The sequence below is a fragment of the Massilia sp. Leaf139 genome (genome assembly GCF_001424165.1).
In the GTDB taxonomy this organism is placed as follows: Bacteria; Pseudomonadota; Gammaproteobacteria; order Burkholderiales; family Burkholderiaceae_D; genus Telluria.
In genome coordinates this window covers 97,176-115,246 of record NZ_LMOJ01000026.1, presented here as the reverse complement: position 1 = coordinate 115,246, position 18,071 = coordinate 97,176, and the positions used below count along the sequence as shown (strand labels likewise).

19 protein-coding genes are annotated in these 18,071 nt (G+C 66.2%); 13 read left to right on the top strand and 6 right to left on the bottom strand.

Features of this window, described 5'->3' with window-relative positions; all coding sequences use genetic code 11:
- The first annotated feature begins 6 nt into the window (after positions 1-6).
- The 7 genes from ASF77_RS21545 to ASF77_RS21515 all read left to right on the top strand — a co-directional run bounded on the left by ASF77_RS21545 (position 7) and on the right by ASF77_RS21515 (position 4,726).
- Complete coding sequence (locus tag ASF77_RS21545) at positions 7-831, top strand: metal-dependent hydrolase (protein ID WP_056344550.1); 825 nt, start codon at positions 7-9, stop codon at positions 829-831.
- 65 nt (positions 832-896) lie between these two features.
- Positions 897-1,082, top strand: a complete 186-nt coding sequence (locus ASF77_RS21540) for a hypothetical protein (RefSeq protein WP_056344548.1) — start codon at positions 897-899, stop codon at positions 1,080-1,082.
- Positions 1,082-1,546 (top strand): hypothetical protein, encoded by a 465-nt coding sequence (locus tag ASF77_RS21535; RefSeq protein WP_056344546.1) that lies wholly within the window; start codon positions 1,082-1,084, stop codon positions 1,544-1,546. Before ASF77_RS21540 ends, ASF77_RS21535 begins: the two co-directional genes overlap by 1 nt.
- Positions 1,547-1,550: 4 nt before the next feature.
- Complete coding sequence (locus ASF77_RS21530; protein WP_056344543.1) at positions 1,551-3,146, top strand: AAA family ATPase; 1,596 nt, start codon at positions 1,551-1,553, stop codon at positions 3,144-3,146.
- Between the two features lie 3 nt (positions 3,147-3,149).
- The gene (locus ASF77_RS25135) at positions 3,150-3,956 is read left to right on the top strand and encodes a general secretion pathway protein GspB (RefSeq protein ID WP_056344540.1); all 807 of its coding nucleotides are present in this window, start codon (positions 3,150-3,152) and stop codon (positions 3,954-3,956) included.
- Positions 3,943-4,506 (top strand): molybdopterin-guanine dinucleotide biosynthesis protein B, encoded by a 564-nt coding sequence (mobB, locus tag ASF77_RS21520; RefSeq protein ID WP_056344537.1) that lies wholly within the window; start codon positions 3,943-3,945, stop codon positions 4,504-4,506. Before ASF77_RS25135 ends, mobB begins: the two co-directional genes overlap by 14 nt.
- 19 nt (positions 4,507-4,525) lie before the next feature.
- Positions 4,526-4,726 carry a YjfB family protein gene (locus ASF77_RS21515; RefSeq protein WP_056344534.1) on the top strand — a complete coding sequence of 67 codons (201 nt, stop codon included), beginning with the start codon at positions 4,526-4,528 and terminating at the stop codon, positions 4,724-4,726.
- Between the two features lie 242 nt (positions 4,727-4,968).
- On the opposite strand, the gene ASF77_RS21510 is transcribed toward ASF77_RS21515, so the two are convergent.
- From ASF77_RS21510 to fumC, 3 genes are all read right to left on the bottom strand, one after another.
- Positions 4,969-5,253: a DUF883 domain-containing protein gene (locus tag ASF77_RS21510; RefSeq protein ID WP_056344533.1), complete on the bottom strand. Its 285-nt coding sequence runs from the start codon at positions 5,251-5,253 to the stop codon at positions 4,969-4,971.
- A gap of 100 nt (positions 5,254-5,353) precedes the next feature.
- Positions 5,354-5,566: an RNA-binding S4 domain-containing protein gene (locus tag ASF77_RS21505; protein WP_056344529.1), complete on the bottom strand. Its 213-nt coding sequence runs from the start codon at positions 5,564-5,566 to the stop codon at positions 5,354-5,356.
- 81 nt (positions 5,567-5,647) lie between these two features.
- Entirely contained in the window at positions 5,648-7,042 is a 1,395-nt protein-coding gene (gene fumC / locus ASF77_RS21500; protein ID WP_056344525.1) for a class II fumarate hydratase, read from the bottom strand.
- Between the two features lie 142 nt (positions 7,043-7,184).
- Between fumC and ASF77_RS21495 the strand changes: the two genes are divergently transcribed.
- Positions 7,185-8,357: a FimV family protein gene (locus ASF77_RS21495; RefSeq protein WP_056344522.1), complete on the top strand. Its 1,173-nt coding sequence runs from the start codon at positions 7,185-7,187 to the stop codon at positions 8,355-8,357.
- A gap of 366 nt (positions 8,358-8,723) precedes the next feature.
- Here ASF77_RS21495 and ASF77_RS21490 read toward each other — a convergent pair whose 3' ends face one another.
- Positions 8,724-9,005, bottom strand: coding sequence for a flagellar protein FliT (locus ASF77_RS21490; protein ID WP_056344519.1), 282 nt, complete (start codon positions 9,003-9,005; stop codon positions 8,724-8,726).
- Positions 9,006-9,277: 272 nt separating this feature from the next.
- Between ASF77_RS21490 and ASF77_RS21485 the strand changes: the two genes are divergently transcribed.
- The 4 genes from ASF77_RS21485 to ASF77_RS21470 are packed head-to-tail and all read left to right on the top strand — an operon-like array spanning position 9,278 to position 14,916.
- The gene (locus tag ASF77_RS21485) at positions 9,278-11,923 is read left to right on the top strand and encodes a M1 family metallopeptidase (RefSeq protein WP_082493982.1); all 2,646 of its coding nucleotides are present in this window, start codon (positions 9,278-9,280) and stop codon (positions 11,921-11,923) included.
- Between the two features lie 20 nt (positions 11,924-11,943).
- Complete coding sequence (locus tag ASF77_RS21480) at positions 11,944-14,004, top strand: M13 family metallopeptidase (protein ID WP_056344876.1); 2,061 nt, start codon at positions 11,944-11,946, stop codon at positions 14,002-14,004.
- Between the two features lie 45 nt (positions 14,005-14,049).
- Complete coding sequence (locus ASF77_RS21475; protein WP_056344512.1) at positions 14,050-14,706, top strand: bifunctional 2-polyprenyl-6-hydroxyphenol methylase/3-demethylubiquinol 3-O-methyltransferase UbiG; 657 nt, start codon at positions 14,050-14,052, stop codon at positions 14,704-14,706.
- Positions 14,707-14,739: 33 nt separating this feature from the next.
- Positions 14,740-14,916, top strand: coding sequence for a CsbD family protein (locus ASF77_RS21470; RefSeq protein ID WP_056344510.1), 177 nt, complete (start codon positions 14,740-14,742; stop codon positions 14,914-14,916).
- Between the two features lie 226 nt (positions 14,917-15,142).
- Here ASF77_RS21470 and ASF77_RS21465 read toward each other — a convergent pair whose 3' ends face one another.
- Positions 15,143-16,279 (bottom strand): AI-2E family transporter, encoded by a 1,137-nt coding sequence (locus ASF77_RS21465; RefSeq protein WP_082494003.1) that lies wholly within the window; start codon positions 16,277-16,279, stop codon positions 15,143-15,145.
- A gap of 215 nt (positions 16,280-16,494) precedes the next feature.
- Between ASF77_RS21465 and ASF77_RS21460 the strand changes: the two genes are divergently transcribed.
- A complete protein-coding gene (locus tag ASF77_RS21460) occupies positions 16,495-16,680 on the top strand; it encodes a CsbD family protein (protein WP_056344507.1) in 186 nt (61 codons plus the stop codon).
- Positions 16,681-16,785: 105 nt separating this feature from the next.
- On the opposite strand, the gene ASF77_RS21455 is transcribed toward ASF77_RS21460, so the two are convergent.
- Positions 16,786-17,985: a hypothetical protein gene (locus tag ASF77_RS21455; protein WP_156648974.1), complete on the bottom strand. Its 1,200-nt coding sequence runs from the start codon at positions 17,983-17,985 to the stop codon at positions 16,786-16,788.
- Between the last annotated feature and the right edge of the window lie 86 nt (positions 17,986-18,071).

The following is an 18,071-nucleotide window of genomic DNA, read 5'->3' as shown; positions in this document are numbered from 1 at the left end:
ACCACCATGTCCACGCTGACTGTCCGAAAAATCGCCGTCGACCTGTCGCAGGGCTTCGGCCGCCACTGGAATGGCGGCGACGCCTACCGCACCCAGCTGTTCAATGCCCTGTCGATGAGTTTCCCCCTCGGCGAGCAGCTCTTCATCGACGCCGTGCGCGCCGTGCCGCAGGAATGCCTCACCGACCCCAAGCTGCGTGCCGAAGTGAAGGATTTCATCGGACAGGAAGCGACCCACCGCCACATCCACGTCCAGTACAACCGCGAGCTCGAACGCCAGGGACTGCCCTACACGCGCGAGGCGGCCACGCGCAAGCGCATGCGCCGCATCGACCGCATGGGCGTGCTCAACCGCCTGGCGATCACCTGCGCGCTCGAACATCACACGGCCATGCTGGCCGACGGCGTGCTGCGCTATCCCGAGTGGCTCGACGGCGCCGAAGAACCGATGCGCACCGTCTGGAGCTGGCATGCGGTCGAGGAAACCGAACACAAGGGCGTGGCTTTCGACGCCTACCGCGCCGCCGGCGGCGGCTACTGGCGCCGCGTGCTGTGGTTCGTGCACGTGAGCGCGATGTTCGCCTTCGAGACCTTCCTGCAGACGGCCTTCAACCTGCACCGCGACGGCCAGCTGTTCAAGCCGCGCACCTGGGGCCATGCGCTGAAAATCTGGTTTGGCCGTCATGGACTGGCCTGGCACCTGCCGAAACCGGCGCTGGATTACTTCAAGCCGTCCTTCCATCCCTGGCAGCACGACAATCGCGCCCTGGTCGATGCGTGGCTCGAGCACAACAATACGGCCTGGCGGCCGGTGCGTGCCGCGGCGTCCTGAACCGCTGCGGCGCTGCCCACAGGCGCGGCAGGTGTCATAATGCGGTGTCGATAGAGGAGAAACCAGTGATTCGTTACATGGGCACCCGCAAGAACAGCGAAGGGGCCACCGTCTATGTGTTCATCGTGAACGGCCTCGAGAAAGAGGTGCGCGAGGCGGCGCTCAAGCAGCATCCCGGCTGCTACGAAGCCTTGCCGGCCTCGGCCAAGGCGAAAATCGCCGCCAACCGCAACTGGCTGTCGAAGCTGTGATGTCGCGCCGCGCTGCGGCCGGCGCGCTGCTGGCGCTCGCCTGCACCGGCGCCTGGGCGCTGCCCTCGACCTTCGGCCCCGTGATCGGCAGCGCGCTGCTCTGCCGCAGCCAGCTCGAGAACGTCTATTTCCACAGCTACCTGACGACCGCCTTCGGCCCGGCCAAGAAGCAGGAGGGCGGGGCGCTCTGGTTCAAGGGCGAGGCCACCCTCTGGGGCAAGCAGGTGCTCGACCTGATGGTCAGCGACGACACCCACCCCATGGTCTTCATCGCCGCCGTGCTCGACAGCACGCCGGAAGCGCTGGAAGAAGCGATCCGCGCCCAGGTCGGCGTACAGCACAGGACGCTTGACGCCGCGCAGTATCCGCTGCGTGTGTCGAACGCCGGCAGCGTCATCGCTTATCAGAACGGCAAATCCAAAATATACTGCGCGAGGTATAAACCTCTCCCGCCGGGCCGCTAGTTTCATGTACACCAATTTCTTCAACCTGAAGCAGGCGCCGTTCTCGATCGCCCCGGATCCGCGCTACCTGTTCATGAGCGAACGCCACCGCGAAGCGCTGGCGCATCTGCTGTACGGCATCAACAGCGGCGGCGGCTTCGTGCTGCTGACCGGCGAGATCGGCGCCGGCAAGACGACCGTCTGCCGCTGCTTCATCGAGCAGATTCCCGACAACTGCCGCTTCGCCTATATCTTCAACCCGAAGCTGAGCGTGGGCGAACTGCTGCAATCGGTGTGCGAGGAGTTCCGCATCGACGCGCCGGGCGGGGAGGTTGGCGGCGTCAAAGGCTATGTCGACGCCATCAATGCCTACCTGCTGGCGTCGCACGCGCAGGGACGTAACAACGTGCTCGTCATCGACGAGGCCCAGAACCTGGCGCCGGACGTGCTCGAGCAACTGCGCCTGCTGACCAACCTGGAGACGAGCGAGCGCAAGCTGCTGCAGATCATCCTGATCGGCCAGCCGGAACTGCGCACCATGCTGGCGCGACCGGAACTGGAACAGCTGGCGCAGCGCGTGATCGCGCGCTACCACCTGGGGCCCTTGTCCGAGCCGGAGACGGGCGCCTATATCGCGCACCGGATGGCGGTCGCGGGCAGCGTGGGCGCGCCCGTGTTCCCGGCCGCCGTCGTGCCGCTCGTGCATGCCATCACCGGCGGCGTGCCGCGCCGCATCAACCTGCTGTGCGACCGCGCGCTGCTGGGCGCCTATGTCGAGAACAGCCGCGAGGTGACGCGCACCATCCTGCGCCGCGCGGCCGACGAGGTATTCGCCGGCGAGAGCGCCCAGCCTGCGCGCAAACCGCGCTGGCCGCTGGTGACGGGCGGCCTGTTGGCGGGGGCGGCGCTCTCCGCGGCCGCGGCCTGGCAGGTGCTGCCGCAGCGTGCCTCACCTACGAAGGCCGAAGTTGTACAGCTACCTGGACAAGTCCAGGCGCCGGCTGTGGTCGCCGTCTTGCCGCGCGCGCATGCCGACGAGGCATCGGCCCTGCGCGCCCTGGCCGTGCTCTGGGGCGCCTCGCTGCCGGAAGGCGACCCGTGCCAGGTCGCCTTCCGGCTCGATTTGCGCTGCCACGCCGGGCGCGGCGGCATCTACGAATTGCGCCAGCTCGATCGTCCGGCCGTCATCACGCTGCGCGACGAACGCGCCACCACGCATGCCGTCCTGGTCGGCATGGACGAGCGCAGCGCGACCGTGCTTACCGCCGGCAAGGGCGGCAAGCGCGAGCGGGTCGACCTGGCTGCGTTGGCGCTGCGTTTCACGGGCGAATACACGACCTTCTGGAAGATGCCGCGCGCCTTCCGCGACCATCTGACGACAGGCGACCAGGGGCCGGACGTCGACTGGCTGGCGGCGCGGGTGGCGCAGCTCGGGGGCGCGGCCGCGCCGGCGCCGCAGCAGCCCTTCAACGCGCGCACCCAGGAATTGCTGCGCAGCTTCCAGGCCAAACACAATCTGAAGGCGGACGGCGTCGCCGGGCCGCGCACCTACATGCGCCTCAACCAGCTGACCGGGGTCGCCGAGCCGCGCCTGCTCGCCGCTGCCGGGACGGGAAGTTAATCGATGTCGTACATCCTCGAAGCACTCAAGAAGGCGCAAGCCGAACGCCAGCTGGGCCATGCGCCTGATATCCATACCCCGGCGGCGGTGCCCGTGCCGGCCGCCGCCGCGGCGGTCGACCGCAAGCTGCTGCTGATCGGCCTGGGCGCGGGCGTCGTCGCCGCGGCTGCGGTGGCAGGCATCGTGTGGCGGGCGAATACGCCGGCTGCGCAGCCTGCCGTGCTGGCGCGCGCGGACGTGCCGGTCAGCCCGAGCGCTCCGCCCGTGACGGCCACGGTTGCCGCGCCGGCGCCTGCTTCGGCTGCGCCGCCGAGTCCGGCTGTCACCGAGGCGCCCACGCTCGCGGTAGAGCCGCCCGCGCCGCCCGCCAGCAAGGCGCCAGGTGCCAGCGCGCCGCCCGCACCGCCGCCGGCCGTCAGGCCTGTCGAGACGCCGCGCACCGCGACGCCGAAGCCTGCCCCGGCGCCGGCGCCGGCGTCCGCGCGCGACGCCGTGCCGGAAGCGGTCTACCTGCCGGCGCCCACGCCGCAACGCACGCCCGAGCCTGCGCCCGTCCGCGCCCCGGAGCCGGCACCCGAAGAAAACCTGCGCACCCTGCAGCAGCTGCCCGAGGCCATCCAGCGCGAGGTGCCGAAAGTCGCCGTCGGCGGCTACATCTATTCGCCGAATCCCGCCGACCGCCTGCTGCTGATCGACAAGACGCTGCGCCGCGAAGGCGAGGAGGTCGCGCCCGGCCTGGTGCTGGAACGCCTGATGCCGAAATATGCCGTGATGAATTACCGGGGCACCCGCTACCGTGTCGGTTATTGATCCCGCTCCCGCGCCCGCCGTGCTGGCCGTGGTCGGCTGGTCGGGCAGCGGCAAGACCACGCTGCTCGAATTCCTCGTGGCGCAACTGGCCGCGCGCGGCCTGCGCGTGAACGTCGTCAAGCACAGCCACCACGACATCGAACTCGAACCGCCGCACAAGGACAGCGCGCGCCTGCGCATGGCCGGGGCGGCCGAGGTGATGATCGCCTCGCCCTACCGCTACGCCATCCTGCGCGAACTGCGCGGGATGGAAGAGCCGCCGCTGGCGGAACAGCTGGCGCGCCTGGCGCCGGCCGACCTGACCCTGGTCGAGGGCTACAAATGGGAGCCGTTGCCGAAACTCGAAGTCTTCCGGCCGGCGCTGGGACGTGCGCCCTTGTATCCCCACGATCCGCTGGTCGTCGCCGTCGCTTCGGACGCGGCGGCGCCCGACGGCGTGGCTGCAGCCTGGCTCGACCTGAACCGCCCGCAGGACGTCCTGGGCTGGCTCAGCGAATGGATGCTGGCAAATCCTAAAGTTTCCGAAAAACAAGCCGATAACAGAGGATAACCCTCATCAGGAGACCGTCATGGACGTCACCAGCATCGCCAAGTTGTCTACCACCATCGCCGAGACCGGCCGCAAGGAAGAGGTCGCGGTGACCATGCTGAAGAAGCAGCAGGACATGCAGAAGTCGGCCATGACCCAGATCCTCGACGGCCTGCAGCCGCCGCAGCCGGTGCAGAACCTGCCGGCGCACCTGGGCAGCAAGATCAATACGACGGCCTGATTCGGCTGTAGCGTTTCCCGTCACCGGCTGATGTTCGGCTGGTGTACCGCGTGGACTCGGGAGTCCGGTGAACCCGTCATTGAGGCCATTGCCTCAATGACCCCTACGAACCCGTGACGCGCCGCGTGCGGGTTTTTTGCGTTCAGAGGTGCCGAGCAGGGAAGTGGAATCAGGCAAGGCCGTTCGAGACGCTGGCATGCGCTCGAAGGAAAGCCGCGGCGCCAGGGCGGCGCCGCGTGAACTCAATGGAAAGCGCGCAGGATGCGCTCTTCGCCGCTCAGGCCGGCGCAGCCCTCGGTAGCCAGGCGGGTCGCTTCCATCATGCGGGTCAACTGCGCGTCTTCGAAGCGTTCCAGTTCTTCGTTGGCGGCGTTGAGCGCCATCGCCAGCTTGGCACGCGCGTTCTGGTAAAGGACGCTCGTGTACTGATCGGTGTTTTTCAGCAGCTCTTGCGCGTTCTCGATGACGAGGCGCAGGTCGCCGATCAGCCTTTCCTGCGTTTGCGGGTTTTCTTCCGGGGTTTCCATTGCCTTCACCTTAAGCCGGTTGATCACGTCTTAAAATTTACACAAGGGCTACCGGTCGCGTTTGTCTGCGCGCAAACGTGCGCCGTCGAGTCCGGTAGTCCTACTGCACGGAGATCCGCACGTCGCCCACGGTCACGGTCTGGCCGGTGCGGATCTTTGCAGTCTTGCGCAGCTCTTTCTTGCCATCGACCGACACCACGCCACTGGCCACCATGTTCTTGCCGGCGCCGCCGCTGTCGCACAGGCCGACCAGTTTCAGCAGCTGGTTGAGTTCGACGAACTCGGATGTCAGTTCGAATGTTGTCTTTTGCATACTATCCTCAGGAAAAATTGTAGGGCGCACGCTTGGGCCCGGCGCAAGGGGGGAGGGCGCCGGAGCGTGCCGCCGCGGCGCTCATTCCGGATCGGGGCGGGTCATGTCCATCGGAACGATCCACTGATCGAACTGTTCTTCGCTGACATGGCCCGACTGCCGGGCCGCTTCGCGCAGGGTGATGCCCTCGTGCTGCGCGTGCTTGGCGATCTGCGCGGCGCGATCATACCCGATGTGCGGGGCCAGTGCGGTCACCAGCATCAGCGAGCGCTCCATCAGCTCGCCGATGCGGGCGCGGTTCGGCTCAATGCCATGGGCGCAGTGTTCGTCGAAGGAGCGCATGCCGTCGGCCAGCAGGCGCGCGCTTTGCAGGAAATTGTGGGCGATCATGGGCTTGAACACGTTCAATTCGAAATTGCCCTGCGAGGCGCCGACCGTCAGCGCGACGTCGTTGCCGAAGACTTGGCAGCACAGCATGGTGAGCGCTTCGCACTGGGTCGGATTGACCTTGCCCGGCATGATCGAACTGCCCGGTTCGTTTTCCGGAATCGTGATTTCGCCCAGGCCCGAGCGCGGGCCGGAGGCCATCCAGCGCACGTCGTTGGCGATCTTCATCAGCGCGGTGGCGAGCGTTTTAAAGGCGCCGTGCGCCGACACCAGCGCGTCGTGGCCGGCCAGCGCCGCGAACTTGTTGGGCGCGGTCTTGAAGGCCAGGCCCGTGCGCGAACCGATTTCGGCGGCGATGCGCGGCGCGAAATCGGGGTGCGCGTTCAGGCCGGTGCCGACCGCCGTGCCGCCGGCAGCCAGCGACAGCAGGCCGGGCAGAGAAGCCTTGATCGCGCTTTCGGCGAATTCGAGCTGGGCGACGTAACCCGAGAATTCCTGGCCGAGCGTCAGCGGCGTGGCGTCCTGCAGGTGGGTGCGGCCGATCTTGACGATATCGTCGAAGTCGCGCGATTTGGCTAGCAGCGTGCCGCGCAGGCGCGCCAGCGCGGGCAGCACGCCTTTCGACGCCGCCAGCGCGGCCGCCACGTGCATTGCGGTCGGGAAGATGTCGTTCGAGGACTGGCCCATGTTGACGTGGTCGTTCGGATGCAGCAGGCGCGCTTCGCCCCGTTCGCCACCGATCAGTTCCGAGGCGCGGTTGGCCAGCACTTCGTTCATGTTCATGTTGCTCTGGGTGCCGGAACCGGTCTGCCAGACGGCGAGCGGGAATTCGTCCGGATGGCGGCCCTCGAGCACTTCGTCGGCGGCGGCGATGATGGCGTCGGCCTTGTCGCGCGGCAGCTTGCCCAGCGAGCGGTTGACGGCCGCCGCGGCGCGCTTGACCTGGGCTAGCGCGGCCACCAGCTCGGGCGCCATGCGTTCGGTCGAAATGTGGAAATGGTGCAGGGAGCGCTGGGTCTGGGCACCCCAGAGGCGCGCGGCCGGGACGTCGATCGGGCCGAAACTGTCTTTTTCTATCCGGTTTTCCATGAACTTGTCCTGTTATTTATTTCGAAGCGGGAGCTAAAGAGTGTATCCGAACACCCGTTAATTACGCTTAGGCTACAAATTCTTCCATCCCATGGCGCGTCGCTCATTTTTCCTCCTTCCCGCATTGCTTGCCGCAGGCGCCATGGCGTCCGCCCACGCCGCCGAACTGGGCGACGCCCAGGTGCGCAGCCACATCGGCCAGGCACTGGTGGCCGACGTCGAGCTGAACCTGATCGAGGATCCTGCTACGCCGGTCAAGGTGCGCCTGGCCCACCCGGACGTCTACCGCGGCGCGAACATCGCGATGCCGCCGGTACTCTCGAGCTTGAACATGAGTGTGACGCGCCGCGACGGCCGTCAGTTCCTGCACCTGACCTCGCTCAAACCGGTGGAGAGCCGCCACCTGCACGTCTATCTGGAGCTGACCGACGGCGGCGGGCGCAATGTCCGTCTCGTCACGCTGTGGCTGACGCCGGATCCGAATCCGGCGCCTGCACCGGCGCCGATGCCCGTGCGCGAGGCCGTGGCTCCGCAGCCGGCCGTGCTGCCGGCTGCATCGCTCCGCAGCCCGGCACCGGTACCGCGCCCGGCCGCCGCCCTGCACGCGGGCGAGGAATATGTGGAAGCGAACGGCCAGCCGGCCGCATCCGCGCCGCGCAAGGCCGCGCCCAAGGCGCCGCCGAAGCCGGTGCAACTCAAGCCCGTACAACCGAAGCCCGTACAACCGAAGCCCGCGCCGCCGAAGAAGGTGGAAGCGCCAGCTCTCGCTGTGCCCGCCAACGCCCCCAGCTGCGCCCCGCAGCCGGCCAGTGCTCCCCTGAACGCCTGCGTCGCGCTCGGCGAAAAGAACGCGGCCCTGCACCAGCAGCTGGGCAAGCTCGAAGAAAAGGTGCAAGTGCTGCAAGGCGCGTCCGCCACTGCGCCCGCGATCCCGGCTCCGGCGCCCGCCAAGGCCGAAGCCCAGCAGGATCATCCGAAAGGCGCACCGCGCATCCACCGCAAACCGAAAAAGCCCGAGCCGCCGGCCGCGGAAACGCCATGGCTGCTGATCGGCACCGGCGCCGGCATCGTGGCCGCGCTCGCCGCCCTGCTGCTGGTGCTGCTGAAACGCCGCAAGCAGGCGGGCGTCGGCAAGATCCAGGCGGCGCACAAGCCGGCGCGGGTGCCGAAGGCCGGAGCGGCGGGCGAGGGCGAGCCGAAACCGCACTTCATGGCGGCCGTGAAGGCGCGCCTGATGCCGAACCGTGCCAAGCCCGCCCGGGCGCCAGAGGCCGCCGAACCGGTGCTTGAAGAGGCGGTAGCGCAGCCGGAATGAGGCGCGCACGAATCGTCTACACAACTGCAAAATTTGCGCTATACTGGATTTGTTGGTTATCAAAACCACAAAACGGAACAGAGTCCGGCGCAGCCACCACCGATAGCGTGGCGCGGGTACCGGATGTACGCCGCAAGGCGCCTGTTTCCGGAAGCGGTCATGCTGCCAACAGCGGCAGAGGACGCCGGATGCAACCGGCAAAGAGGCAGCACCCGGATTACCTGGTGTTGCTCTCCGAATTCATACGGGTCTCCCGTAGCAGACAGGCGCCTTCGGGCGCCTTTTTGTTGCCTGTCGATTTAATGGCGGATGTGAGCAATAAAAAAAAGCGCCCGCAGGCGCTTTTTTTTACAAAGGGACGGAAACTCAGTGCGCGCGCATCGCGCGATCCAGCTGGCCCATCCACGGTTCGGTCACGTCGCGCACGGCGCGGTCGTTGGCCATGATCTGCTTGAGCAGGTCGATCTTGCGCAGGCGCTTGGCGCCGTCCAGGGCAGGAACGCCGGTGGCAGTCGCGCTCGCCTGGGTGGCGCATTGCGCCTGCAGGTTATCGAAACCGTTCCAGTCGCCCGCTTGCGCCGCCGCGGCCATCTTGCCCGTCAGGCCGGCGATATTTTCGTACATAGCGAGGACTTCGTTGGAGGTCATGTTGACACCACTGCAATGATTTTCCGGCCGGATTGCCGGTTGTCCTCCTTTTACGGCAGAGTCCGCTGGAACTTTAGGGTTGTTTGCAAAAATAATTGAAAATTTTTCTCTTCCCCGTTTGCCCTGCGTCGCAGTGCCGTTTTTTTGCATTCCAGCGGCTGTTTTTGCCGTCTGTCGCATTCCTCGACCGGCGCCGCGCCGCTTCCCTTAGAGTGCGTGCTGGGTCGCTGCGCCAGGCGCGGCGCCAATATAATAAAAGTAAAGAGGAAATCATGAGAGACCACCGAGCAAGGGGCGCCGTTGGCACCGCCGTTGCGTTGACGCTGGCGCTGGCCGGCGCCGCCGCCCAGGCCGAAGTCCCGTTCGCGTTCGCCACCACTCCCGGCAAGCTGCCCAAGGACGTTATCCCCCTGCTGTACGACGCCCACCTCGTGCCCGACATCGCCGCCGACACCTTCCGCGGCCGCCAGCGCGTCGAGATCGAGGTGCTGCAGCCGACGCGGCGCATCGTCCTGAATGCCGCCAACCTCGATATCGAGCGCGCCGTCCTGAGCGGACGCGGCATGCCCGAACGCGTCCTGACCCCGATCCTCGACAAGGAACAGGAAACGCTCGCTTTCGAGCTCGGCGCGCCGCTGGCACCCGGCCGCTATACGCTCGCACTGAACTTTTCCGGCCAGATCAACCGCGAAGGCCGCGGCCTGTTCCAGGTCGGCTACAAGGCCGGCGGGGCCAGCAAGAAGCTGATCGCCACCACGATGGAACCTTCGGATGCGCGGCGCATGCTGCCGACCTGGGACGAACCCGCATTCCGCGCGCGTTTCAAGTTGACGGTGGACGTGCCGGGCAGCTTCAAGGCCTATTCCAACACGCCCGTCGAGAAGCAGGAAAAGCTCGCCGGCGGCCTGCAGCGCATCTCGTTCGCGTCGACGCCGAAGATGCCGAGCTACCTGGTGGTGCTGGTGGCGGGCGAGATGGAGCGCGTGGCGGCGCGTCAGGACGGCGTCGAGATCGGCATCGTCACCACCGCCGGCAAGCTTGGCTCGACCGCGTTCCCGCTGCAGGCCACCAAGGATCTGCTGCGCTACTACAATAATTACTTTGGCGTGCCGTATCCGCTCGCCAAGCTCGACCAGATCGCGATTCCCGGCGGTTTCAACGGGGCGATGGAAAACTGGGGCGGCATCGTCTACAACGAATCGACGCTCTTGTACGACCCGAAGCGGAGCCCGGAAGACGTCAAGAAACTCACTTTCGAGGTCAATGCCCACGAGGTGGCGCACCAGTGGTTCGGCAACCTGGTCACCATGGCCTGGTGGGACAACCTGTGGCTGAACGAAGGCTTTGCGTCCTGGATGGCGGCCAAGGCCACCGAGCACTTCCACCCGGAATGGCGTCCCTATCTCGACGGCATCGCCGAGCGCGAGGGCGTGCTCAACCTCGATGCGCGCAAGACCACGCACCCGATCCAGACCCGCATCGACAACGAGGAGCAGGCCGCCGGGGCATTCGATGCCATCACCTATGTGAAAGGGCAGGGCTTCCTGCGCATGCTGGAAGCCTATGTGGGCGAGGATCACTTCCGCAAGGGCATCCGCGCCTACATGGCCAAGCACCAGTACTCGAACACGACCACGGCCGACCTGTGGGCGGCGATCGAAAAGGCCTCTGGCAAGCCGGTGAGCAAGCTGGCGGCCGACTGGACGACCCAGCCCGGCTACCCGCTGATCTCGGTGCGCCAGGCCTGCGAGGACGGCAAGCGCAAGGTCACCTTATCGCAGGAACAGTTCCGCCTCGACGAACCGGCGCCGGAGAACCGCCTGTGGAACGTGCCGCTGCAGGTCGGCACCGTCAACGGCAAGGCCTGGTACACCTTGCTGGCAGGGCGCGACACCACGGTCGTGCAGGGCAGCTGCGAGGGCACGCTGGTGGTCGATCCGCACAGCGTCGGCTTCTTCCGCATCCAGTACGACCGCGCCAGCTTCGACGCCCTGGCGCGCGACGCGGCGCGCCTGCCCGACCCGACCCGCCTGAAACTCTTGACCGACACCTGGAGCCTGGTCACGGCCGGACGCATGCCGCTCGACGCCTACATGAGCCTGGTGGCCAAGTACGGCAACGAGCCGCGCCTGGCCGTATGGACCTCGATCCTGTCGAACCTGGGCAGCCTCGACAACCTCGCCCGCGGCGAACCCGAGCAGGCCCTGATCCGCCAGTTCGTGCTGCGCTTCCTGGCGCCGCGCTTCGCCGCGCTCGGCTGGGAGCCCAAGGCGGGCGAATCCGCCGAGGATCGCCAGCTGCGCGCGCTGCTGGCGGCCAGCCTGGCGCGTTCCGGCGACGAGCGGGCCATCGACGAGGCGCGCCGGCGCTTCGCCCGTTTCCAGGCCGATCCGGATTCGATCAGCCCGGAAATGCTCGACTTCGTCGTCAACACGGTGGGCCGCTATGCCGACGGCGCCACCTATGCCGCACTCGGCAAGCAGGCAGCGGCCGCCGCCACCGACGAGGAGCGCAACCGCTTCGGCGGCGCCATGACCCTTGTGCGCGATCCGGCCCTGGCCGCCGACGCGCTGCGCATGGCGATCTCGCCGGAAATGCCGGCCAACCTGTCGAGCGTGATCGTGGCCGGCGTCGGGCGCGAGCATCCGGATCAGGCCTGGGCCTTTGCCGTCGCCAACCGTGACACCCTGCTGAAAAGCACCGACGCCGTCGGCCGCAACCGCGCGCTCGCCTCCGTCGTCGCCGGCTCCTCTGACGCGCGTCATGCGGATATGATGGAACAGTACGTAGGCCAGAACTTCGGCCCGGATGCGCTGGTCGAAGCACGTCGGGTCGGAAACGGCATCCGCGTGCGCGCAGCGCAAAAGGCGCGCCTGCTGCCGCAGGTACGGGCTGCATTGCAGGCGGCGCAACAGTAATGAAAAACCAAAGGAAACGCATGAAGACTTGCTGGACACTCTCCAAGACCGCCGTCGCGCTTGCCTTGTGCGCGGGCCTGCTTCCCGCCGCCTCGGCCCAGGACGCCGCCCAGGTCAAGGGCCCCGCCGAGAAACCCGCCGCGACCAAAACCCCCGCCATGACGGTGCTGCCGGGCGAGGATTTCTTCACCTATGCCAACGGCGACTGGCTCGCCAAGACCGAGATCCCGGCCGACCGCGGCTCCTGGAGCGCGATGGGCGCGCTGGCCGAGGAGACGAATGCCCGCATCGCCAAGATGATCGAGGAACTGGGCGCCGACAAGGCGACGAGCGGCGAAGCGCGCAAGGTGGCCGACTTCTACGCCGCCTATATGGACGAGGCCGGCATCGAGAAGCGCGGCCTGGCCCCCATCAAGCCGATGTTGGCGAGCATCGCCGGCATCAAGGACAAGGCGGCGCTGGTGCGCGCGCTGGGCGCTTCCATCCGCGCCGACGTCGACCCGCTGAATGCCACCAATTTCCATACCGAGAACCTGTTCGGCCTGTGGGTCGCGCAGGGGCTACTTGACCCGTCGTGCAACCTGCCTTACCTGCTGCAGGGCGGCCTCGGCCTGCCGGATCGGGCCTACTATCTCGAGAACAATGCGCGCATGGCCGAGTTGCGCACGAAGTACCAGCAGCACATCGCCGCCATGCTGAAGCTGGCCGGCATGGACAAGTCCGACGAACGCGCCGCGCGCGTGTTCGAACTCGAGCTGGCGCTGGCGCAAACCCATGCCACGCGCGAGGATTCGGCCAACATCCAGAGATCGAACAATGTCTGGACGGCGAAAGAGTTCGCCGCCAAGGCGCCCGGCATCGACTGGAGCGCCTTTTTCAAGGCGGCTGGCTTGTCCGGCCAGGAGCGCTTCCAGGTCTACCACCCGAGCGCCGTCATCGGCGCGGCCAAGCTGCTGGCCGATGCGGATGTGGCCACCTGGCGCGACTACCTGGCCTTCCACAAGCTGAACCAATATGCCAGCCTGCTGCCGAAGGCCTTCGCCGACCAGCGTTTCGAGTTCAACGGCAAGACCCTCAGCGGCACGCCGCAGCAGTCGGTTCGCTGGAAGCGCGCCCTGGGCGCCACCAATGCGGCGATGGACGAGGCCGTGGGCAAGATCTATGTCGCCCGCTATTTCCCGGCCGAAAACAAGGCACGCGTGCAGGCCATGGTGGCGAACATCATCGACGCCTTCAGCCGCCGCATCGACAAGCTCGACTGGATGGCGCCGGCCACCCGCGCCCAGGCCAAGGCCAAGGTGACCTCGATGTATGTCGGCATCGGCTATCCGGAGCGCTGGAAGTCCTACGACGGCCTGCGCATCGTCGCCGGCGACGCCTTCGGCAACACGGTTCGCGCCGAGGAATACCATTACCAGCAGGAACTCGCCAAGCTCGGCCGCAAGCCGGAGCGCACCGACTGGGCCATGCCGCCGCAGCTGGTCAATGCCGTCAACCTGCCGCTGCAGAACGCGATGAACTTCCCGGCCGCCATCCTGCAGCCGCCGTTCTTCGACCCGAAAGGCTCGGACGCCGCCAACTACGGCGCGATCGGCTCGATCATCGGCCACGAGATCAGCCACAGCTTCGACGACCAGGGCGCCCAGTTCGACGCCCAGGGCCGCCTGCGCGACTGGTGGACGAAGGAAGACCTGGCGCATTTCAAGGCGGCCTCCGGCAAGCTGGTCGCCCAGTACGGCGCCTACAAACCCTTCCCGGATCTGGCCGTCAACGGCCAGCTCACGCTGAGCGAAAACCTGGCCGACCTGGCCGGCGTCGCCGCGGCCTACGATGCCTTCAAGACCACGCCGAACGGCAAGACGGTCGAGGCCGACCGCCAGTTCTTCACCGGCTTCGCCCAGGGCTGGCGCAGCAAGGCGCGCGAAGCCTCGCTGCGGCGCGCCGTGCTGACCGACGGCCATGCGCCGTCCCAGTACCGCACCTACATCGTGCGCAACCTGGACGCCTGGTACCGTGCCTTCGACGTGAAGCCGGGGCAGGCGCTGTACCTGGCGCCGCAGGATCGCGTCAGGATCTGGTAAAAGGAGGGAGGCGGCGCCGTGCCGCCTCCATCATTTCTGACCGCCATGACCGACGACTTCGACGCCATCTCCCGACGCACGCTCGCGCATTACGAGCGCCATGCGCGCCAGTTCTTTGCCGGCACCATCGACCACGACGTCAGCCAGAACATCGCGGCCCTGCTCGACGCGATCGAGGGCCCGGCGCCGTTCACGCTGCTCGATCTCGGCTGCGGGCCCGGGCGCGACCTGAAAACCTTCAGCACGCTCGGACACCGGGCCATCGGCCTGGACGGATCCGCCGAGTTCGCCGCCATGGCGCGCGGCTACAGCGGCTGCGAGGTCTGGCACCAGGACTTCCTGCATCTCGACCTGCCGCCGGAGCACTTCGACGGCGTGTTTGCGAACGCGTCGCTCTTCCACGTTCCCAGCGCGGCCCTGGCGGGTGTGCTGGAAGCCCTGTACGGCAGCCTGAAACCCGGTGGCGTGCTGTTCAGTTCGAACCCGCGCGGAGGCAACGAGGAGGGCTGGAACGGCCCCCGCTACGGCAGCTACTACGATTACCCGACCTGGGAGCACCATCTGGTGGCTGCCGGGTTCTTGCCGATTCACCATTACTACCGTCCCCCCGGCCTGCCGCGCGAGCAGCAGCCCTGGCTGGCAAGTTTGTGGCGTCGGCCCAATGTTATCCAGCGTACAGAATCGACCGGCGAACGGGCCTAAGGTAGGGCTTCGATTTCAACTGGAGGACACATCATGAACGACGACCAAATCAAGGGCAAAGCCAAGGACATCGGCGGCAAGATTCAGGAAAAGGTCGGCGAAGCCGTCGGCAGCCGCCAGCAGCAGTCCGAGGGACTGTCGAACCAGGCCGAAGGCAAGGTGCAGGAAAAAGTGGGCGATGTGAAGGATATCTTCAAGGGCAACCGCTGATTTCCTGGCAACGAAAAACCTAGCCGCGACATTGTCGCGGCTTTTTTTATTGGTGATCGGTGCTTTCGCGACCGATCACACGCTAACGATCACCGCGTGGGCGGGAAAACAGTCCACTGGACTGTTTTCCCGCCCACGCTACAGGTCAATTGCAAAGGACGTAGGGTGGGCAGCTGTGCCGCCCACGCGGTGATACGCGAAGCACGCACACCGACCGACGCGCCGGCTACGCCTTCTCCGATTCCTCCACCTTATCCCCCAGCACATCTTCCACATACAGCATCTGCACCAGCACCTTCAAGGCAGCCGCCAGCGGCGTCGCCAGCGCCACCCCGGCAAAACCGAACAGGGTACCGAACACGAGCTGCATGACGATGGTGAGCGCCGGCGGCAGATCCACGGCGCGCGATTCGATCAGCGGCTGCAGCACATAGCCTTCGACCAGCTGCACGCCCGCGAACAGCAGCACCGTGTATAGCGCCAGCTCCGGACTGATCGAAAAGGCGATCAGCACTGCCGGCACACCCGCCATGATCGGGCCGAGATAGGGGACGAAATCGAGCAGCCCGGCGATGATGCCGAGGATCAGCGCCAGCGGCACGCCCAGCACGGACAGGCCGATCGAGGTGACCGTGCCGACGATCAGCATCGATACCGATTTGCCCAGAAGCCAGCTCGCCAGGGTATGGCCGATCTTCTGCAGCACCTGGCGCGCGCGCGGACGCTTCGATTGCGGCACCAACCTGATCATGCCGCTCGTGTACAGGCGCGGCGAGGCGGCGAAATAGATGCCGACGAACAGGATGATCACGACGTTGCCGATCGCGCCCAGCACGCCGCCGAAGAACAGTCCGGCATTCGGCACCAGCTGCGACATCTGCTTGACGATCTGCTCGGGCGGCGGCAAACCGGCCATCGCCTTTTTCAGCAGCGGATGCTCGTTAACCACGCTTTGCAGCTGCTGCAGCGCTTTCGGCACCGCCTCGGCCAGCTTGGTCGACTGTTCGGAGATCTGCGGCGCCATCGCCCAGCCGCCCAGGCCGATCGCCGCGAACAGCAGCAGCACCACTGCTGCCAGCGCGAACTGGCGCCTGAGCTTGGTGCGGCGCGCCAGCATGTCGGACAGCTCATACAGCAGCACCGCGCACAGGATGCAGGCGAAGATCAGCAGCAGGGCGTCGGCGGCGAACCAGACGGCGGCCAGGCCGAGGATGAAGAGCACGCTGATGCCGTCGACGAGGGCGGTGCGCTTCATCAGCTGGCGCTGCGGCGCGGCGGCGCCGGTGTCGGCGCCGCTTTCGGGATGCGGCTGGCCAGAGGAGCCGGCAGGGGAGGGAATGGGGGCGGGAGCAGATTCGCGCATGATCGATTCCATTAACAAAAGAATAATCAAACAGTAACACTTGTTCGGCCGCACCGTCGCATGGATGAGCTCGCGCGAACAAGCGGCGCATATTGCCGAGCTATGTGAAAGCACGCACGGAACGCGGCCGTGGGCGGGCGTAATCTGTACCCATCGCGCCGTCATCCGACCGCGCCTTAACGAAGCAAGCCATTAACCCGTCCAAGGAGATCATCATGAACAAAGACCAAGTCGAAGGCAAACTGCAAGATATCGGCGGCAAGATTCAGGAAGAGGCCGGCAAGCTGGTCGGCAACCAGGAACAACAGGTCAAGGGCCTGAAGAATCAGGTCGAAGGCAAGACCCAGGAGAAGTACGGCGACGCCAAGGACGCCCTCCACGACAGCATCGACAAGGCGTAAAACACGCGGCGTCGGCCATCCGCCCGCGCGGCGGATGCAGGCATGAAAAAAGGCTCCGGCGTTTCGACGCCGGAGCCTTTCGTTTTACTGCTGTACGACGGGTGCTTACTGGACTTCGTAGGCGCCGATGTCGGTCTTGGTGCCGAGGATGCCGCGGGCGCTGGCCGACGCGGTGTGCTTGTAGCTGTACACGGCCTTCAGGTTCAGGCCGTCCAGTGCGTAGCCTGGCACCGAACCGGCGTTCGTGATCAGCGGGTTGACCAGCGGACGCAGGTCGTAGGCCGCGCGGTTGACGAAGCTCGGCGCCAGCGACTGGAAGTTGGTCGTCAGCACGGCCTTGGTCTGGGTGCTCTGGGTGCCGGTGCCACTGAACAGGTTGTTGGTCAGCTTGGCCGGGGTAACGACGCCCGAGCCCACCATCACGAAGTAGCCACGCGAAGCATCTTCGTTCAGGAAGGTGTTGTTCACGATGTACAGGTCGTCCTTGCCGTTGATCGCGCCTTCTTCGCCGTAGGCGATCAGGGTCGGGTTGTTGTGCGAAGACGGCTGCATGATCACGTTGCCGACGATATAGGTGGTGCCGGCGTTCGGCACGTCGATCTCGTAGCTCGGCTTGCCGGCGGCGGTGCTGCCGGTTTCGCCGGCGCGCAGGCTCGAGAAGCGGCTGTAGGTGATCAGGTTGTAGACCGCGCGCGTCTTCAGGTTGTGGCCAACGTGGGCGTCGTGCGAGAAGTTGTAGCGGTAGTAGAGCTTGGCGACCTTGCCGATGTAGACGTTGTGGCTGTAGCCGTCGCCGTAACCGTTGTGGCCGAACTCGTTGCTTTCGAGGGTGATCGTGCTGCTGAGGTTCTGGCCGCTCAGGATGCCGTTCTCGTTATCGTGCAGGAACGAATTGCGCAGGGTGAAGTTGGTACCTTCCAGGCGCAGGGCAGCGCCGTTGCGGTCGGCGACTTTCGCGCCATACATCTCGACGTTGCTGATATTGATGTTGTTACCGGCAACGACCCAGATCGCCTTGCCTTGCGCGCTCTTGCCGGCGGCGTCGATCTTCGGGCGGCCGTTCACGCCGCGGATGGTCAAGTTGCTTGCATAGATGGTGCAGACGTCGCCCGAGTAGGTCGCAGCCTGGATGTCGATGACGTCGCCGGTCTTGGCGGCGGCGAATGCCTTGCATGGGGTAGCGTAAGTCTTGCCGGCGCCGACGCTGAGCGTAGCAGCCGAGGCCGGAGCGGCGATCGCTGCGCCGACGAGCAGGGCGGAAATGGCGATGGTGGTGCGGGTAAGGCTGATACGGGTGGCTTGCATTTGTAAATATCCTCAGTGGGTACCGCTCTTCTTGAGCGTGTCTCTAGATCAGGAACATGCAGAATACCCTGAGGAATTAATTCCGT

What these genes read in the sequence shown, in the direction of transcription:
- fumC (WP_056344525.1), bottom strand. Translation starts at nt 7,042, where the DNA reads ATGGAAAACCGGATAGAAAAAGACAGTTTCGGCCCGATCGACGTCCCG.
- ASF77_RS21460 (WP_056344507.1), top strand. Translation starts at nt 16,495, where the DNA reads ATGAACAAAGACCAAGTCGAAGGCAAACTGCAAGATATCGGCGGCAAG.
- ASF77_RS21495 (WP_056344522.1), top strand. Translation starts at nt 7,185, where the DNA reads ATGGCGTCCGCCCACGCCGCCGAACTGGGCGACGCCCAGGTGCGCAGC.
- ASF77_RS21465 (WP_082494003.1), bottom strand. Translation starts at nt 16,279, where the DNA reads ATGCGCGAATCTGCTCCCGCCCCCATTCCCTCCCCTGCCGGCTCCTCT.
- ASF77_RS25135 (WP_056344540.1), top strand. Translation starts at nt 3,150, where the DNA reads ATGTCGTACATCCTCGAAGCACTCAAGAAGGCGCAAGCCGAACGCCAG.
- ASF77_RS21545 (WP_056344550.1), top strand. Translation starts at nt 7, where the DNA reads ATGTCCACGCTGACTGTCCGAAAAATCGCCGTCGACCTGTCGCAGGGC.
- ASF77_RS21510 (WP_056344533.1), bottom strand. Translation starts at nt 5,253, where the DNA reads ATGGAAACCCCGGAAGAAAACCCGCAAACGCAGGAAAGGCTGATCGGC.
- ASF77_RS21470 (WP_056344510.1), top strand. Translation starts at nt 14,740, where the DNA reads ATGAACGACGACCAAATCAAGGGCAAAGCCAAGGACATCGGCGGCAAG.
- ASF77_RS21515 (WP_056344534.1), top strand. Translation starts at nt 4,526, where the DNA reads ATGGACGTCACCAGCATCGCCAAGTTGTCTACCACCATCGCCGAGACC.
- ASF77_RS21490 (WP_056344519.1), bottom strand. Translation starts at nt 9,005, where the DNA reads ATGACCTCCAACGAAGTCCTCGCTATGTACGAAAATATCGCCGGCCTG.
- ASF77_RS21485 (WP_082493982.1), top strand. Translation starts at nt 9,278, where the DNA reads ATGAGAGACCACCGAGCAAGGGGCGCCGTTGGCACCGCCGTTGCGTTG.
- ASF77_RS21505 (WP_056344529.1), bottom strand. Translation starts at nt 5,566, where the DNA reads ATGCAAAAGACAACATTCGAACTGACATCCGAGTTCGTCGAACTCAAC.
- ASF77_RS21475 (WP_056344512.1), top strand. Translation starts at nt 14,050, where the DNA reads ATGACCGACGACTTCGACGCCATCTCCCGACGCACGCTCGCGCATTAC.
- ASF77_RS21455 (WP_156648974.1), bottom strand. Translation starts at nt 17,985, where the DNA reads ATGCAAGCCACCCGTATCAGCCTTACCCGCACCACCATCGCCATTTCC.
- ASF77_RS21480 (WP_056344876.1), top strand. Translation starts at nt 11,944, where the DNA reads ATGAAGACTTGCTGGACACTCTCCAAGACCGCCGTCGCGCTTGCCTTG.
- ASF77_RS21535 (WP_056344546.1), top strand. Translation starts at nt 1,082, where the DNA reads ATGTCGCGCCGCGCTGCGGCCGGCGCGCTGCTGGCGCTCGCCTGCACC.
- ASF77_RS21530 (WP_056344543.1), top strand. Translation starts at nt 1,551, where the DNA reads ATGTACACCAATTTCTTCAACCTGAAGCAGGCGCCGTTCTCGATCGCC.